This window comes from Nocardia suismassiliense, assembly GCF_900269665.1.
GTDB classification, from domain to species: domain Bacteria; phylum Actinomycetota; class Actinomycetes; order Mycobacteriales; family Mycobacteriaceae; genus Nocardia; species Nocardia suismassiliense.
The window spans coordinates 3,240,858-3,257,864 of record NZ_LT985361.1 but is presented as its reverse complement, the minus strand read 5'-3'; the positions used below and the strand labels follow the sequence as shown (position 1 = coordinate 3,257,864).

11 protein-coding genes are annotated in these 17,007 nt (G+C 67.9%); 5 read left to right on the top strand and 6 right to left on the bottom strand.

Annotated elements, in window-relative coordinates; translation table 11 throughout:
* Positions 1-18: 18 nt before the first annotated feature.
* Positions 19-222, bottom strand: a complete 204-nt coding sequence (locus DBO33_RS14650) for a cold-shock protein (RefSeq protein ID WP_107655522.1) — start codon at positions 220-222, stop codon at positions 19-21.
* 722 nt (positions 223-944) lie between these two features.
* On the opposite strand from DBO33_RS14650, the gene DBO33_RS14645 reads away from it, so the two are divergent.
* Positions 945-3,005, top strand: a complete 2,061-nt coding sequence (locus DBO33_RS14645) for a helix-turn-helix transcriptional regulator (RefSeq protein WP_107655521.1) — start codon at positions 945-947, stop codon at positions 3,003-3,005.
* Positions 3,006-3,048: 43 nt separating this feature from the next.
* On the opposite strand, the gene DBO33_RS14640 is transcribed toward DBO33_RS14645, so the two are convergent.
* Complete coding sequence (locus tag DBO33_RS14640) at positions 3,049-4,257, bottom strand: MFS transporter (protein WP_107660276.1); 1,209 nt, start codon at positions 4,255-4,257, stop codon at positions 3,049-3,051.
* Positions 4,258-4,331: 74 nt separating this feature from the next.
* Between DBO33_RS14640 and DBO33_RS14635 the strand changes: the two genes are divergently transcribed.
* Positions 4,332-5,090: a DeoR/GlpR family DNA-binding transcription regulator gene (locus tag DBO33_RS14635; protein WP_107660275.1), complete on the top strand. Its 759-nt coding sequence runs from the start codon at positions 4,332-4,334 to the stop codon at positions 5,088-5,090.
* Between the two features lie 6 nt (positions 5,091-5,096).
* Here the strand turns inward: DBO33_RS14635 and DBO33_RS14630 are convergent, their stop codons facing one another.
* Positions 5,097-5,609: a hypothetical protein gene (locus DBO33_RS14630; protein ID WP_159080252.1), complete on the bottom strand. Its 513-nt coding sequence runs from the start codon at positions 5,607-5,609 to the stop codon at positions 5,097-5,099.
* Between the two features lie 90 nt (positions 5,610-5,699).
* Here DBO33_RS14630 and DBO33_RS42775 point away from each other — a divergent pair, with 90 nt between their 5' ends.
* From DBO33_RS42775 to DBO33_RS14620, 3 genes are all read left to right on the top strand, one after another.
* Entirely contained in the window at positions 5,700-5,873 is a 174-nt protein-coding gene (locus DBO33_RS42775) for a hypothetical protein (protein ID WP_159080251.1), read from the top strand.
* An 83-nt stretch (positions 5,874-5,956) separates the two neighbouring features.
* Positions 5,957-7,321: a phosphatase PAP2 family protein gene (locus tag DBO33_RS14625; RefSeq protein ID WP_107655519.1), complete on the top strand. Its 1,365-nt coding sequence runs from the start codon at positions 5,957-5,959 to the stop codon at positions 7,319-7,321.
* A 224-nt stretch (positions 7,322-7,545) separates the two neighbouring features.
* Entirely contained in the window at positions 7,546-11,922 is a 4,377-nt protein-coding gene (locus DBO33_RS14620; RefSeq protein WP_107655518.1) for a MupA/Atu3671 family FMN-dependent luciferase-like monooxygenase, read from the top strand.
* A 36-nt stretch (positions 11,923-11,958) separates the two neighbouring features.
* On the opposite strand, the gene DBO33_RS14615 is transcribed toward DBO33_RS14620, so the two are convergent.
* From DBO33_RS14615 to ilvD, 3 genes are read right to left on the bottom strand one after another with little or no spacing between them, the layout of a single operon-like run.
* Positions 11,959-13,665: a DUF885 domain-containing protein gene (locus DBO33_RS14615; RefSeq protein ID WP_107655517.1), complete on the bottom strand. Its 1,707-nt coding sequence runs from the start codon at positions 13,663-13,665 to the stop codon at positions 11,959-11,961.
* 38 nt (positions 13,666-13,703) lie between these two features.
* Entirely contained in the window at positions 13,704-15,212 is a 1,509-nt protein-coding gene (locus DBO33_RS14610; protein ID WP_107655516.1) for an aldehyde dehydrogenase family protein, read from the bottom strand.
* 53 nt (positions 15,213-15,265) lie between these two features.
* Positions 15,266-16,972 carry a dihydroxy-acid dehydratase gene (gene ilvD, locus DBO33_RS14605; RefSeq protein WP_107655515.1) on the bottom strand — a complete coding sequence of 569 codons (1,707 nt, stop codon included), beginning with the start codon at positions 16,970-16,972 and terminating at the stop codon, positions 15,266-15,268.
* Between the last annotated feature and the right edge of the window lie 35 nt (positions 16,973-17,007).

The following is a 17,007-nucleotide window of genomic DNA, read 5'->3' as shown; positions in this document are numbered from 1 at the left end:
TCTTTCAAGCTGCGCCGATCAGATGGCGCGGACGTCCTGGGCCTGCGGCCCCTTCTGTCCCTGTCCGACCTCGAACTCCACGCGCTGTCCTTCTTCAAGGGACTTGAATCCCGAGCCGGACACGGCGGAGTAATGGACGAACACGTCAGCGCCGCCACCGTCTTGTGCGATAAAGCCGAAGCCCTTTTCGCTGTTGAACCACTTCACACTGCCTTGAGCCATTGTGTTACTTCATCTTTTCTGTAGATGAGCCAAACGAATCAGGTCGATAAGCTTGATCTCACTGGACTACCATGTCATGGATCGGCGAAAAACCCTACGAAATAGCCCGGTATGTGAGCTAACCGACACTGATCGGGTGCGTGACGGCTGCCCGTGCGGCCGCGTAGACCACGTGACAGACGTCGGTATCGTCCAGCGGCCCAAGGTATTTCGGCCACGCGCAGGCCTGTGTCGCGGCCGAGATGCCTCGGCCGTGAGCGGCGAATCAGGTTGCCTTCTCAGCATTTTCACAGTCCGGCGGCGACTCGGACCGACCGGGCTGTCGCCGAGAGCGCCTACCGGGCGACCGTCGTTCGCGCTTCGCGGCCGCACTCGGACCAACGGTGGCGCACGCACCTCGGACGCTCGATTCTGCTCCGCCTATGCCCATCCACCGCTGGTACACCACGAGCCCGCGTCCGCCGTATACGCCGCCCACCAGGCGGAATGCCACTCCCCGTTCGGTTTGCCGGAAATATGACAGCTTATTGCTCATTCGGATGCAGAGTGGTCCGAAAATCTTGACAGCATGTCCAGCGCGCGATGCACTGTGTGACGCAAGATTGGGCGGGGGAATGCTAGCCGATCGAGGTCGACCACGTTCCCACGTTGCCGTGCGGAGCGGCCCTCATCTATTTCAGCAGGGCCATCGGCGCGACACGCTGGAGGCACAAGTGAGTCGAATGCATTCCACACAACATCCGAATTGCCCGACCGGGTCCGCACTGCCGCCAGGGGTCGCACTGCACCGTCCCGAACGCCTCGGCTCGAATGGCAACGCCCGCTTACCGATCGGCGATCGCGAGATGTGGCGGATCGCGCAAGCGATCGCCGTGCTCGGCGAGTCGTCCACTCCCGCACGCGTCGCCGCACTGCTCGAGGCCGAGGAATCCACCCTCCGGCCCGTCCTCGGCCGCCTGACCGCCGCAGGGCTGATCGACGCCACGACAACCCAATTCCATCAGTCCGAATTCCACGATCGCGTGCTCCGGCACACCGCGGTCGACGCCCGCAAGAGACTCTCCCACCGGGCTGCCGGACTGCTGCACCTCGACGGCGAATCGCCGCGCACGGTGGCCGGACTGCTGCTCGACGCCGGTTATGCGCGGTACCCGTGGGCGGCGGCGGCGCTGGTCGCCGCCGCCGAGGACGCGATGTTGCAGAACCAGATCTATCGCGCGGTCCAATGCTTGACACTCGCCTATCGCGTCAGCCTGCACGCCGCCGATCGGGCGGACATCTCCACTCGCATGGTGTCGATCGAGTGGCAGGTCAAGCCCTCCCCCACCACCCGGAGCTATCTGCGGACCACCGCTGCCGCCCGGGCCGGACTGCTTGATGAGCGCATGCTGCGCTTCCTGGTCCGCTACGCACTCTGGCACGGGCAGGTCGACGACGCGCAGGTCGCGCTCGAAGCACTCGAACGCTCGGCGGCCACCGACGCGGACTCCGACGAGGTGGCCTTCTTCGATGCCTGGCTGGCCTATACCCATCCGGACGCGGCGGCCTGCGACCCGCGCCGGATCGAACCCGCCGGGGACACTGCCGCCTCGGCCGACCGGCAGGCCGCGACGGTGCTGTGCGCGATCACCGGCCGAGAACCCATCGGCCACATCGCGATTGCCGCTCAGGAGCTGTTGACGGAGCATCGGTTGAACCCCGCGACCGTCGAACCGCTCGCTACCGCGATCGACGGACTGGTGCACGCGGAACGGCTCGACCTCGCCCAGACCTGGTGTGATGTCTTGCTGGCCGAGGCGAATGCGCGGTCTGCGCCCACCTGGCAGTCGGTGTTCGCGGGATTGCGCGCCGAGGTGTCGCTGCGCCGCGGCGACCTGACGGCGGCCGAGCACTACGCCCAGCGCGCATTGAATCAGGTGGCCGCCAAGAATCTCGGCACCTGGGTCGGGAGTCCCGTTGCCACGTTGATCCGCGCGCTGACCGCGGCCGGACGGTATCGCGAGGCACAGGCGCAGCTCGATCGGGCCGTGCCGCCGCCGATGTTCGCGTCCCGGTTCGGACTGCGCTACCTCCATGCCCGCGGCCATCTCCATCTGGCGACACACCGGTTCCATGACAGCATCGAGGACTTCCGCACCTGCGGTGAACTCATGCAGCGCTGGCAGCTCGACCTGCCCGTCGTGGTGCCGTGGCGAAACGATCTGGCGCAGGCGTATTCGGCGATGGGCGACACGGACAACGCCCGCACCTACGCACGGTTGCACATCAGCCATTTGGGGCGGGCCGACGCCCACCGGACCGGCGGTGTTTCGTTGCGTCTGCTGGCAGCGGTCAGCACGCAGCAGGACAGACTCGCCCTGCTGCGCGAGTCGGAAGCGATCGCCCGAGTACACGACGATCAGCTCGAAATCGCGCTGGTACTGCAGGATCTGGCCGACGCCTACCAGCGCATGGGCCAGCCGGATCGTGCGCGCGCCCTCCACCGCAACGCCGACCGCCTGGCCCGCCGCTGTGGCGTGAAACCGTTGTCCGGCAGTGCCGCAACCGAGGAGCCGCCCGTCTCTGTTCGATCGTCGGCGGAGATCCGGTCCGCGTTGAGCCCGGCCGAGCTGCGGGTGGCCGCCCTCGCGGCAGACGGCGAACGCAACCGGGACATCGCCGACCAGCTCGGCATCACGACAAGCACCGTCGAACAGCACCTCACCCGGGTATTCCGAAAGTTGCACGTGGGCAGTCGATCCGAGTTGCGGTTCGCGATGCGCACGGATGACCTGCTCAGGTGAGGAATCGACGCCGTAACCTGAACGGCATGGCTCGGAACATAATTCACGCGGGTTGCCGGTCGCCGCTCAGGCGAGCGCTTATCGGCCCGGAGTGACCAATGTTGGAGTTGACCGAGGTAACGAAGCAATACCGGGTGGGCGGGCAGACGGTACGCGTCCTCACCGTCGACGTAACCCCCCACCCCAACCCNAGGTGGGTCAGGGGGCCGATTATGGCGGGGCCGGCTAGGACGCCTAGGTAGCCGAGGCCTGCGACTCGGGCTACGTTGGCGCCTGCGGCGGTTCGGTCGGCGTGGCCTGCGGCGCTGAAGAGTTGGGGGACGCAGCCGGAGAGGCCGGCGCCGAAGATGGTCCAGCCGAGTCGGGCCAGGGGGATCCAGGGGGACAGGGCGGCGGTCAGGAGGCCGAGGGCTGCTAGGGCTGAGCCGTAGCGTAGGACGGCGACGGGGCCGAAGCGGGTGGCTATGCGGTCGGCGAGGAGTCTGCCGACAGTCATGGCGGTGGCGAAGGCGCCGTAGGCCAAGGCGGCGGTGGCGGCGGGTGCGGCGAGGACGTCGCGGAGGTGCAGGGCGCTCCAGTCGTTGGCTACGCCCTCGCACAGCATCAGTAGGAGGGCGAGACCTGCGAGGAACCAGATGCGCCGGGGTGTCGTCCGCCGCTCCCCTGTCGCGGAAACCTCGGCAGCGGAAGACGTTTCGGTTCGGAGCAAGGCTGGTGCGGCCGCTGCGGCACCGACCAGGCCGAGCAACGCCGCAAGACCTAGAGCGGTCGCGGGGCTCCAACCCCAGCTGAGTGTGCGGGCGCCGACCAGTGCTGCCAGCACCCCGCCCAGCGAATAGGTGGCGTGGAACGCGGACATGACGGATCGCTGGTATTCGTGTTCGACCTGGACGGCGTGGGCGTTCATGGCGACGTCCAGGCACCCGTTGCCGAAACCGAGAGCGAGCAGCGCAGCCCCTAACGTCCAGGCGTTCGTCGACAAGCCGGGCAGGACCACCGCGGCCGCGCACAGTGCCGCGCTGACCGGGACGACGATGCGGGCGCCGAAGCGATCAGCGAGCGGACCCACCAGCCGCATGCCTGCGAAAGCTCCCGCGCCGAGCAGCAGCAACAACCAGCCGAGCGTCGCGTGCCCGATCCCGACCCGCTGCTCGACGGCGGGAATGTGCACGACCCAGATCCCGATCAGGAAGCCGTTCAACGCGAAGTAGGCGAACGTGGCCAGTCGAGCGGCCCGCAACGATCTCTGCATGGTTTCGAACATAACGCACAGATTTGATGTTCGAAAGATTGATTTTCCAACACACACGGTGTTCTATGGCAGGTGTGGCGAGCGTAGACCGACTGAAACAGATCACCGAGGCCGTGCGCGAAGCGGGCCAACTCGGAGTGGCCGAACTAGCCGAACGCACCGGCGCTTCGGAGATGACCATCCGCCGCGACCTGGAGACGTTGGCGAGCCAGGGCATCCTCGAGCGCTATCGCGGCGGCGCGCGCACCCTGCTGCTGCGCGGCGACGAACCCCCGTTCGCCATGCGTGTGCACGAGGGCTCGGAACTCAAGCAGCGCATCGCCGCCGAGGTCGCCGGCCTCATCGCCGACGGCGAGTCGGTCGTTCTCGACAGCGGCACCACCTGCCTGGAAGTCGCCCGCGCGCTGGCACACCGCCGCCTGACCGTGCTGCCGCTCTCGTTGCACGCGGTGCACGCACTCACCGACGCACCCCAACTGACACTGCTGGTGCCCGGCGGCAAACCACGCTCCGGCGAGCTGGCATTGACCGGCCCGCTCACCCTGGCGTCGCTGGCCGCCTTGCGATTCGACACCGCGATCCTCGGCTGCTGCGGATTGACCGCAACCGACGGACTCACCGCCTACGACCTCGACGACGCCGCCGTCAAACGCGCCGCGATAGCCTCGTCCCGCCGCGTCATCGCGGTTGCGGAGGCCGCGAAACTCTCGCGCACCGCCCTCGCCTTCGTCGCACCGGCCGCCACCCTGCACGCCGTCGTCACCGATCACACCGCCGCACCCGAGGAGACCGACGCGCTGACCGCCGCGGGCGTCACCGTGCGGCGAGTGTGAACAGCCTCAGACGATTTCGAGGTCGTAGGTGACCTCCACCCAGAAACCACCGGGCTCGTACTCGCCGCCGAGCGTGAGGATGTAGTCGCCTCGGCGCAGATCGTCCAGCCGGCACCACAGGCCCCAGGCATTCGCCCGGTAGCGGCCCGCCGGACCGAACGGCGCATCGGGCACCGCGTCGACCAGAAATGGGCTGCGATTGGCGACTTCGCGCAGCGGCAGGGAGACGCCGTTCAGCTCGGCGTGCCCGCTCGCCGTGGGTATCACCGGAACCCGCCGCGCGAACAGCGACGACTTCTGCAGGATATTGAAGGCGGGGAAGAAGATCGGCCGACCGAACGGCACCGCGCACTTCCTGCTGACCTTGCCGCCGAACGTGCCTGCGAGAAACCAGACATCCGCAGGCTGCTCCTCGCCCGCGAACTCTCCGGTCTCGTCGCTGACCGGATTTCGGTCGGCGGGTATCGCCATGGCCCACTGCCACCATCGAGCCGCGAACTCGATGTCCCTACGCTGCATAGCCACCCACCTCGATCAACAAGCCTTGAACGATGGTCAGGATAGCCAGGTGCCCCGTTTGGGCCCGAGGCCGCCGGGTAGGCGGGGGCCATGACTGTGAGAACGACACATCGCGCCACCAGGCCGCGTGCGGAGCGGGGCACAGCATCACTCGAATCACTGCTCAGCGCGATCGTCACCGCCGCCGTAGTGATCATCAACTCGGTCGGGGCGCCCGCGACCGCCAGTCTCGGCATCATCTCGGCGCTGGTCCTGATGCTATGAACCGGTAGGTTGCCGCGTCCGCGTGAGCGGCGCGTGTTCACGCGGGCGCATGATCACGTTCACACCGTGTTTACGATGTCCGAATGCTTATTCACGACGCGCCGGGAAGTTCGCCCCCACCCGCCGAGCCAGCGGGTACCGCGCGGCTCCCGGAACGTCGCGTTCGACCGTCGACCATCTGGTGCGGCATTGCCGCCGCGGTGCTCGTGCTCGTGGCGGGTGAGCTCATCGCCGCGCACATCAATGCGCTCGGTCCGCTGACGAGTCTGTTCCGCGATTACGTGGGCAGGCCGAAGTCCGCGACCACGTCGTGGGCGGGGTTTCTGCTGGCGCTCGTCGGCGTCACGACCCGCGTGCGAGTGACCGCGCTGGCCGCGGCGATCGCCATCGACGTGGTGTTCGTGGTGATCCGGGCCGTCGAGGGCAGGCTGTTCACCGTCGGCAACGGTCCGACCATCGTGCTCACCGCGCTCGCGGTGATCGCCGCGGTGCGCTGGTCCGGCGAGCGGCGTCGAACGGCATTGCGCGCCATCATGTTCGGTGCCTTGCTGATCCTCGCGACCAAGATCGGCGAGATCTGGCTGGACATCACCGCGTGGGCCTGCCCGCGGGTGCTCGATCCCTACGCGCAGCTGGCCGACCATGCGCTCGGCAATCCCTCCTGGTTCGTCGGGCATGTGCTCGACATCGCGGGACCGGTACCGCTGAGCGTCGTGCGCTGGGTGTATTTCGAGCTGCCGGTCGCGGCCATCGTCGTCGCCGTCTGGCAGCTGCGCAACGTGACCACAGGCGAATGGCCGCGGCACCACCTGGTGCGAACCTTCTTGGCGCTCGGCCTGATCGGCCCGCTCTTCTACGTGATCTTCCCGATCGTCGGGCCGATTCTCGCCTTCGGGCCGCAGGGCAACGGACTGGAGATCGCCGACGTCTGGCCGAATATCATTCCGCCGCTGCCATTTTCCGTCGGGCCGATGCCGTTCGACGGCATCACTCCGCGCAACTGCATGCCGTCGCTGCACACCGCATGGGCGCTGTCGCTGTTCATCCACTCCCGCCGCGGCCCACGGTGGTTGCGCTACGGCGGCGCCTTCTGGCTGGTCTGCACGCTCATCGCGACCCTCGGACTCGGTGCCCACTACGGCGTCGACCTCATCGCGGGCGCCGCACTGTGTCTCACCGTCGAATCCGTCCTGCGCGACCCCGACCGAGGGTGGGACCACTACCGAATCCGCGTGGTCGCCTTGGGAATCGCCGTCTTCGCCGCCACCCTCCTCGCCACCCGTTACCTGGCCCCCACCATGGCCGCCCACCCCCTCCTCGCCGGCTTCGGCCTGCTCGCCATGCTCGCCGCGCTGTCCGCCACCTTCTACGCCACCTGGTTCGCGCCGACCCGCCCGGGGAAAGTGGAAGCGCCGGAAGCCGCTGTCGAAAGTTCGGTGGTGCGCTGAGCTGAATGCGCTGGTGCGCATCGCACGGTGGCGGCATTGGTCGGGCCGCTGTCCGCTGACGCGCTGCCCGGGTTCTGGTGCCCGATGTTCTGAGGGCTTGTTCCGACACGGGGGTGCACGTTCACTTGTCGTGGATTGTGTCGCGTCGAGACGAGTGATCGTGAGACCTGTGCGCCGCTGGTCGGTGCGCCGCCTATACCCACGGTTGCGGGGTTGGAGGTGCTGTGGCCGGGCAGCGTGGGACGACTTTGCTGGGGATACTGGGCGATCGGGCGGCGGAAACGCCTGATCGGGCGGCTTATACGTATCTGTCCGATGGCGGTGACGCGCAGACGCTCACCTATCGCGAGGTGTACACCGCGGCAGCGGATCTGGCGACGAAGGTACGGACGGTCGGTGCGCCGGGCGACCGGGTGCTGGTTGTTTCGGTATTCGGGCCGCACTTTCTGACGTCGTTCTTCGCTTGCGTACTGGCGGGGCGAATCCCGGTTCCGGTCGCGAATCATCAACCCGGCGCGGTCTTCTCGGATGTGTCGACGTTCGCGGCGTTGGCGCTGGATTGTGCGCCGTCGGCGATCCTGGCACCGCGCGCGGTGCTGGATCAGTTGCGCGCGGCGAGCGCGCAGTACCCGCCGCTGGCCCGGCTGGCCTGGCTCAGCAGCGACGAACCGTCAGGCCACATGCTGGAGCAGGCGCCCGCACCGGCGCCCGACGACATCGCCTTCCTGCAATACACATCCGGTTCGACACGCGCCCCACGCGGGGTCATGGTGAGCCACGCGAACCTGACGCACAATCTTGCTTTGATCGAGGACGCGTTCGGGCACACGCCGGAGAGTAAGGGCGTCATCTGGTTGCCCGCGCACCACGACATGGGGCTCATCGGTGGGCTGCTGGAGCCGCTCTACGCTGGCTTCCCGGTGGTGCTGATGTCGCCGGAAGCGTTCATCCGCGACCCGCTCACCTGGCTGCGTGCCATCTCCGAGCACGGCGGGACCACCAGCGGCGGGCCCAATGTCTGCTACGACTACAGCGTTCGGCGGGTATCTCCCGACGACGTCGCGACCCTGGATCTGAGCCGGTGGGAGGTCGCGTTCGTGGCCGCCGAGCCGATCAATCCCCGTGCGCTGCAGCGCTTTGCCGATCATTTCGCACCGGCCGGCTTCCGGCCGGAAAGCCTGCTGCCCGGGTACGGGTTGGCCGAGTCGACCCTGTTCGTCAGCGTGACCCCGCGCGGTGCGGGGGTGCGGTCGACGCAGCTCGCCGGGCGCGATGTGGTCAGCTGCGGGGTGGTCTCGGGTGGCAGCGCGATCATCGCCGATCTGGACGGTCACACGCGCCTCGAACCCGGTGCGATCGGCGAGATCTGGCTGGCCGGGCCGAGCGTCGCCGGCGGGTACTGGGGCAAGCCGGAGGAGACCGACGAGGCGTTCCACGCCCGGCTGCCTAGCGATCCGGTCACCTATCTGCGCACCGGAGATCTCGGGTTCCTGCACGGCGACGAGCTTTTCGTGACCGGACGGGTGAAGGAGCTGATCATCATTCGCGGGCGCAATATCGCGCCGCAGGACGTCGAATGGTCCATCGAGACACAGCACCCGGCACTGCGCCGGGGGCGGTGCGCGGCGGTCGGGCTCGAGGTCGACGGTGATGAAGTGCTCGCGGTGTTGCTGGAGGTCGACGCGGGCAAGCTCGATGTGACGCTCGCGGAGCTGGAAACTTCCATCCGGCACACGATCTCGAACGCCTATGGGCTCGATACCCACCGCGTCGTCTTCCTCTCCCCTGGCGAGTTGCCGAGGACGACCAGCGGCAAGGTGCAGCGCCTGAAAGCCAGAGATATGTTCCTCGGTGCACCGGAAACCGTTGCGGCAGAGTCTTCTTCTGTGCTCGACCAGCTCACCCGGTGGATGGCGAACCAAATGGGTGTCGAGCCTGCGGCATTGGCTGCCGAGAAGCCGATGACCGCGCTGGGGTTGGATTCGGTGAAGGCCAGCGAGTTCGGCAGTTATGTCGAGCGTGAGTTCGGCTATCCGGTCTCAGCCGAGCGGTTGTTCGAGGGGCTGACCATGGCGGGCCTGGCAGCTGAGATCGCCGGCGAGGTTTCGGGCAAGGAGACGACGCCCGAAACCTCCACTCGCACGGGGGCGTCCAGCGCTCCGGTCGAGTTCAGCCTGTTCTTCTTCGCCAGTGATGCGGACCCGGACAACACGAACCGATATGGCCTGTTTCTCGATTGCGCCACCTTCGCCGACGAGCACGGCTTCCGTGCGGTCTGGTTGCCCGAGCGGCACTTCCATCGGTTCGGCGGGCTGTTCCCCAACCCGGCGGTGCTGGGCGGGGTGCTCGCGCGAACGACGGAACGGATTCGGATCCGCGCGGGCAGTGTCGTACTGCCGCTGCACGATCCGGTGCGCGTCGCCGAGGACTGGTCCGTGGTCGACAATCTCTCCGGTGGACGCGTCGATATCGCGTTCGCCACCGGATGGAATCCCGACGACTTCGTCTTGGCCGCAGCGGATTACCCCGACCGCGAGCAGGTGATGCTGTCCGGTGCGGACAAGGTCCGGCGGCTGTGGCGGCGCGAAGCGCTCACCCTGCCCAATGGCAAGGGCGAGCAGATCGAGGTTCGCACCTTCCCGCCGCCGATCCAGCCCGAATTGCCGATGTGGATCACCTGTAGCGGCGGGATCGGCCGCTTCGAGCAGGCCGGGGAGCTCGGCGCCAACGTGCTCACCGCGCTGCTGTTCCAGGATGTGGACGAGTTGCGCACCAAGATCGAGGCCTATCGCAAAGCCCGTGCGGCGCATGGGCACGATCCGCAGACCGGCCATGTCACCCTGATGCTGCACACCTTCCTCGACCCCGACGAGCAGAGGGCCAGGCAGGTGGTCGAGCAGCCGTTCAAGGACTATCTTCGCGACTCGGTCGACCTGTGGCGGCGCGGCGCGGAACCGTTGAACAATCTGAGCGAGGCCGAGCAGGATCGGGTGCTCGACTATGCGTTTGCTCGCTACTTCCACACCAGCGCTCTGCTGGGCACACCGGACCGTGCTGCCGAACTGATCGATGAACTGGCCGCGGCAGGGGTGAACGAGATCGCCTGCCTGGTCGATTTCGGTGTCGACCAGGAGCACGTGCTCGGCGGACTGCATCACCTCGCTGAGTTGCGAAAGCGGTGGTCCGACAGCGCAACTCAGCCCACTAACCCGACACCGGCCGACGCCATGCTGATACGGCCGACCAAACCGAACCAGCCCGACACCACGGCGATCCAGTCCCCCATGGCGCTGAGCCAGCCCGGCCACACGCCAACCCAGTCCAATCGCACGACGGCACCACCCCAGCCTGCCGCTCAGCAAGACCTCGGCGAGTCCATCCGCAACCGGCACGCCTTGGCCCACCGCAACACCGGCGGCGTCCTCGCCAAGGCCCGCGATTTCGACCTCGCCCGTCGATTGCGCGACGCCGACCTGTTGCCGTTCTATCCGGACCTGAGCGACTCCGACGGCGCCACCTGCCGCTACGAAGGCCGCGAGCTGATCATGCTCGGCTCCAACAACTATCTCGGCCTCACGGCGGACCCTCGGGTCAGGCAGGCAACCGCGAATGCGGCACTTCAGGACGGGCCCAGCGTCACGGGTTCTCGCCTGATGAACGGATCGACCCCGGCGCACGGCGCCCTCGAACGCAAGCTGGCCCGCTTCCTCGGCCGACCGGACGCACTACTGTTCACCACCGGTTATCAGGCCAATCTCGGCTTCCTGTCGGCCTTCATGGGCGCGGGCACCGTGCTGGTGGTCGACGAGGAATGCCACGCCTCCATCTACGACGGCGCCGCCATCGGCGGATGCAGGCTGATCCAGTTCCGGCACAACGACATCGCCGATCTCGACCGCCGGCTCCGCACCGAGCTGGGCGGACTCCCCGCCATGGTCATGGTCGACGGCGTCTACTCGATGTCCGGTGACATCGCCCGCCTGGCCGAGATCCGCGACGTCTGCGACCGCCACGACGTCCCGCTGGCGGTCGACGACGCGCACGGCCTCGGCATGATCGGGCTGACCGGTCGCGGTGTCGAGGAGGAACTAGGCCTCCCCGGCACCGCCGACATCCTCACCGGCACCTTCTCCAAAAGCCTCGCCTCTGTCGGCGGCTGGCTGGCCGGCCCACACGACCTGATGGACTGGGTGCGCTATTACGGCCGCGCCCAACTCTTCTCGGCCTCCATACCGCCCCCCGCGGTCGCCGCCGCAGCCGCCGCCCTCGACATCCTCGAAGCCGAACCCACCCGCATGACGAAACTCCGCGAACTCTCCGCATACTGGCGGAAAGGCCTGTCCGAGTTGGGCTTCGACACCGGAACCTCACGCACCACGATCGTCCCGGTCTTCATCGGCGATGAACTCCACTGCCTCCGCTTCGCCAAACACCTTCTTGACGACGGCATCTACGCCAACTGCGTCCTCGCCCCCGCAGTCCCCGCCAACCGCGCCATGATCCGCACCACCGTCACCGCCGTCCACGAACCCCACCACCTCGACCGCGCTCTCGCGATCTTCGCCAAGGTCGGCCGCGAATTGGGAGTTATCAGCGGTTAGCCGCGGCAGGCGAATTGCCGAGCGGGAGGCGGACTCTCAGAGGGTGGCGAGTTCGGTGACGAGGTCGTCGAGGCCGAGGGAGCCTTGGGAGAGGGCGGCCATGTGCCAGGCTTTCAGGTCGAAGGTTTCCCCGCGTGCTTCGGCGGCGGCTGCGGCGGCGGCGCGTCCGCGGAGCCAGGCGCGTTCGCCGAGTTTGTAGCCGATGGCTTGGCCTGGCCAGCCCAGGTAGCGGGTGAATTCGCTGTCGAGGTAGTCGTCGGTTTGTCCGTAGTAGCGGCCGAAGAATTCTCTGGCGTTGCCGGGTTCCATCGGCTCGCCGGGGCGGTAGGGGGAGTCGGGTGGGTAGTCGAGGCCGACGTGCAGGCCGATGTCCAGGATTACCCGGAGTACGCGCAGCATTTGCACGTTGAGGTAGCCGAGGCGGTGGCCGGAGTCGGTGAGGTAGCCGAGTTCGTCCATCAGTCGCTCGGCGTACAGTGCCCAGCCTTCGGAATTGGCGCTCACGTTGCCGACGGTGACCTGGTAGACCGAGAGCTGGTCGGCTACGTAGATCCATTGCGCGAGTTGGAGGTGGTGGCCGGGGACACCCTCGTGGTACCAGGTGGAGATCAGGCTCCACACCGGGATTCGGGTGCGGCCGAGCGTGGGTAGCCAGGTGCGGCCCGGGCGGGTGAAGTCGAGGGAGGGCTCGGTGTAGTACGGCGCGGCCGCGCTGCCGGGCGGCGCGATCATCGACTCGACCCGCAGCAGCGGTTCGGCGAGGTCGAAGTGGGTGCCTTGCAGATCGTTGATGGCTTTGTCGATCAGGTCCTGGAGGAAGCGGCGGGCGTTCTCCGCACCGTCGAGCGCCTGACCTTGCTCCTCCAGCCAGTGCATGGCTTCCATCGGGGTCGAGCCAGGCAGCACCTTGTCCGCTTCGGCCCGCATCTGGGCGTCGACCTCGTGGAACTGCTCCCACGCCCAGTGGTAGGCCTCGTCCAGGTCGAGGTCGGCGCCGTTCCAATAGCGGGCCCACCGCTGATAACGCTCGCGGCCGACAGTGTCCGGAACGCCGACGGCCTTGGGGCCATAGACATCTCGCAGCCAGTCACGCAGTTCCGCCACCGCGGCCGTGGCTTCGACTGCGGCCGAAGCCAATTCGGCGCGTACCGCTTCCGGGGCCGCGCCGACGAACTCGCCGAACCAGCCACCGGGCTTGTCCCCCACCCACTCGCCCAATTGCTGTGCCACGGTGCTGACCTGCCGAGATGCGGCTTGCAGACCACGATCGATGCCTTCGGTCAGGGTGGACCGATACTGGCCCAGCGCGGTCTGCACGCGGCGCAGTCGGCGGCCGACGGCCTGCCACTGCGCCTCGGTGTCGGTCGGCAGCAGGGTGAACAATTCGCGAAGCTCGTGCACCGGCGATGCCAGGTTGCGGATCGCACGGAAATGTTCGCCTGCGTCGTGCACGGCCAGTTCAGCCGTCAGGCGCTCGCGCAGCAGCTTGGCGCAGCGCCGTTCGACCGCGTCGGTGAAACCGCCGGATGGCTCGGCGGCATCGAGCTCGGCCAGGGTGGCGCGGGCGAGTGCGGCGGTCGCGTCGAGTCCGGCCGGGGAAAGGTCGGGGAGACGATCGTCTTCGGGGTGACGACCCAGGCGAGCCGCGACCAGCGGATTGTGCTGAGCCAGGGCGTCGACATACGCGTCCGCGATGCCGCGCGCGGTACGCCTGGGAGTCGAATCGATTGTGTTCTCGTCCATTTCATCGACTCTGCTCGAAACAGGCGCTCATGACAAGGTCAACCGCGACCGTAGAGCACTCGGGCCAGTGCGGCCAGCACGCGATTGTCGAGCGGGCGACGCGTGAAGGTCGTCGTCCGCACCGGGCTCGAAAACCGCTGGCGAGTAATCGCTTTGGCAGCGGTCCACTCGCGCAACCCGTCCGGGCCGTGGATGCGGCCGAAACCCGAGTTGCCGACCCCGCCGTACGGGAGCGCGGGCACACCGGCGTAGGCGACCACCGAGTTCACCGACGTCATCCCGGATCGCATGCGCCGCGCGATATCCATGCCTCGGGCACGCGCGAATACCGCACCGCCGAGGCCGAATCCGGTGGCGTCGGTCTTGGCCAGCGCCTCGTCCATGTCGGCAACCTTGGTGATCACCAGCACCGGCCCGAAGGTCTCCGCCCGGACGACCAGCGCGTCTTCCGGTACATCCACCAGCACCGTCGGCTGAATGTAGCGCTCACCGATCCCGTCGAGTCCGCCGACCAGCGCACGACCACCGCGCTCCACCGCGTCGGCGATGTGCTGCCGGACGACCTCCACCTGCTCGGGCATGGTGATCGGGCCGATCGGTTGTCCCGCACCGGCTTTCAAGTTCCCGGCAATCGCAACAACCTTGTCCACGAACGCCTGGTAAACCCGCTCGTGCACATACGCGCGCTCCACCGAGATACACACCTGCCCGGCATTGCTCATCGCGCCCCACACCGCCGCGTCGGCCGCCGCCGCCAGATCGGCATCCTCATCGACCAACAGCGCGTCCGAAGCGCCGGCGTCGACCAGCACGGGAGTGAGCGTTTCGGCGCACGCCGCCAAAACTTTTCGCGCGGTGGGCAGCGACCCGGTGAAACTGATCTTGTCGACACCGGACCGGCACAGCGCCTCCCCGGTCGCGTCGGCGCCGGTGACGGTCTGGAACAGCCGATCATCCCCGGCGACGCGACCGAAACTCTCGGCCAGCCACTCGCCGATCCCCGGCGTGTACTCACTGTGCTTGAGCACCACGGTATTTCCGCCGGCGAGCGCGTAGGCGGCCGTCCCGACCGGACCGAACACGGGAAAGTCCCACGGCCCCAGGATGCCGATCACCCCGAGCGGCCGATACTCCAGCCAGGCCGCCTGATTCACCATGAACGGCCCGGACGCCACGCGCCGCGGGCCGAGCACCTTGCGCGCGTGCTTGGCGGCCCAGTCGATGTGCTGGACCGCGACGATCACCTCGATCGTCGCGTCCGCCCGCGACTTTCCGTTCTCCGCGTGCACGAGATCTTCCAGCTCGGCGCGACGCCGCAGCAGTGCCGACCGCCACGCGGTCAGTACCCGCCTGCGCTCGTCGAACCCGATCTCGGCCCACGACGCTTGCGCCTCGCGGGCCCGCCGCACCGCCGCGCCGACCTCCGCGGCGGAGTGCACCGGATAGGTGCCGATCACCGCGCCGCCGGCCGGATCGAACGACGCGAAACGCTCCCCGACCGCGGCAGTGAAACCCTCGACCGCCACCTCGGACTGTCTCTCGATCACTCTCGCAGTGTTATCGACCGCTCCGCTGCGCGAAAGACGTCAGTCGAGGGGGCTCAGCCGCAGACCGCACCGTAGGACGCCGACCCGACCAGCTTCGAATACTTGGCGAGCACACCGCGGGTGTAGCGGGGCGGCAACGGACCCCAGCCCTCGGCGCGGCGCGCGAGCTCATCGGCCTCGACGAGCAGGTCGAGGGTGCCCGCGCCGACATCGAGCCGGATCTGATCACCGTCGCGCACGAACGCGATCGGACCGCCGTCCACCGCCTCCGGTGCCACGTGTCCGACGCACAGTCCGGTGGTGCCGCCGGAGAACCGTCCGTCGGTGAGCAGCAGCACGTCCTTGCCGAGTCCGGCACCCTTGATGGCCGCGGTGATCGCGAGCATCTCGCGCATGCCCGGACCGCCCTTGGGGCCCTCGTAGCGGATGACCACCACGTCGCCCGCCGCGATGGTGCCGTCCTCGAGCGCGTCCATCGCCGCCCGCTCACGGTCGAAAACCCGTGCGGTGCCGGTGAATACGTCGGAGTCGAAACCTGCCGACTTGACCACGGCGCCGCCGGGCGCGAGTGAGCCTTCGAGGATGGTGATGCCGCCGGTCGGGTGGATCGGCGAGGTCATCGCGCGCACCACCTTGCCGTCGGGGTCCGGCGGCGCGATCTCGGCGAGGTTCTCCGCAACCGTCCGCCCGGTCACGGTCAGGCAATCCCCGTGCAGCAGACCGGCATCGAGCAGCGCCTTCATCATCACCGGCACGCCGCCGACCCGATCCACGTCCGTCATCACGTGCTGCCCAAAGGGTTTCACGTCGGCGAGGTGCGGCACGCGACGGCCGATGCGGGCGAAATCCGCCAGCTTCAGATCGACGTTCGCCTCGTGCGCGATCGCCAGCAGGTGCAGCACGGCATTGGTGGAGCCGCCGAAGGCCATCACCACCGCGATGGCGTTCTCGAACGCCTCCATGGTCAGGATGTCGGAGGTGGTGATGCCGCGCCGCAGCAGTTCGACCACCGCTTCACCGCTGCGCCTGGCGTAGCCGTCGCGGCGGCGGTCGGTCGCGGGCGGGGCCGCGCTGCCCGGCAGCGACATGCCGAGCGCCTCGGCCGCACTGGCCATGGTGTTGGCGGTGTACATACCGCCGCAGGCGCCTTCGCCGGGACAGATGGCCCGCTCGATGGCGTCCACGTCCTCGCGGCTCATCAACCCGCGCGAGCAGGCGCCGACCGCCTCGAACGCGTCGATGATGGTCACCTCGCGCTCGGTGCCGTCGGACATCTTCGCGATGCCGGGCAGGATCGAACCGGCGTAGAGGAACACACTCGCCAGGTCCAGCCGGGCGGCCGCCATCAGCATGCCCGGCAGCGATTTATCGCAGCCCGCGAGCAGCACGGAACCGTCGAGCCGCTCGGCCTGCATCACCGTCTCTACGCTGTCCGCGATCACCTCACGCGACACCAGCGAGAAGTGCATGCCCTCGTGGCCCATGGAGATGCCGTCGGAGACGGAGATGGTGCCGAACTGCATCGGATAGCCGCCGGCCGCGAATACACCGTCCTTGGAGGCTCGGGCGAGCCGATCCAGCGACAGGTTGCACGGGGTGATCTCGTTCCACGAGGACGCCACCCCGATCTGCGGCTTCTCCCAGTCGTCGTCGCCCATGCCGACCGCACGCAACATGCCGCGAGCAGCGGTTTTCTCGAGGCCGTCGGTGACGTCGCGGCTACGTGGCTTGATATCGGGGGCGTTCGGATCAGTGGACACGATCCCCCATCATCCTCTTCCCGCCAAGCAACCCC

Coding starts and splice junctions, on each gene's coding strand:
- DBO33_RS14615 (WP_107655517.1), bottom strand. CDS start 13,665: ATGGACGAGAACACAATCGATTCGACTCCCAGGCGTACCGCGCGCGGC.
- DBO33_RS14630 (WP_159080252.1), bottom strand. CDS start 5,609: ATGCAGCGTAGGGACATCGAGTTCGCGGCTCGATGGTGGCAGTGGGCC.
- DBO33_RS14645 (WP_107655521.1), top strand. CDS start 945: ATGCATTCCACACAACATCCGAATTGCCCGACCGGGTCCGCACTGCCG.
- DBO33_RS42775 (WP_159080251.1), top strand. CDS start 5,700: ATGACTGTGAGAACGACACATCGCGCCACCAGGCCGCGTGCGGAGCGG.
- DBO33_RS14650 (WP_107655522.1), bottom strand. CDS start 222: ATGGCTCAAGGCAGTGTGAAGTGGTTCAACAGCGAAAAGGGCTTCGGC.
- DBO33_RS14625 (WP_107655519.1), top strand. CDS start 5,957: ATGCTTATTCACGACGCGCCGGGAAGTTCGCCCCCACCCGCCGAGCCA.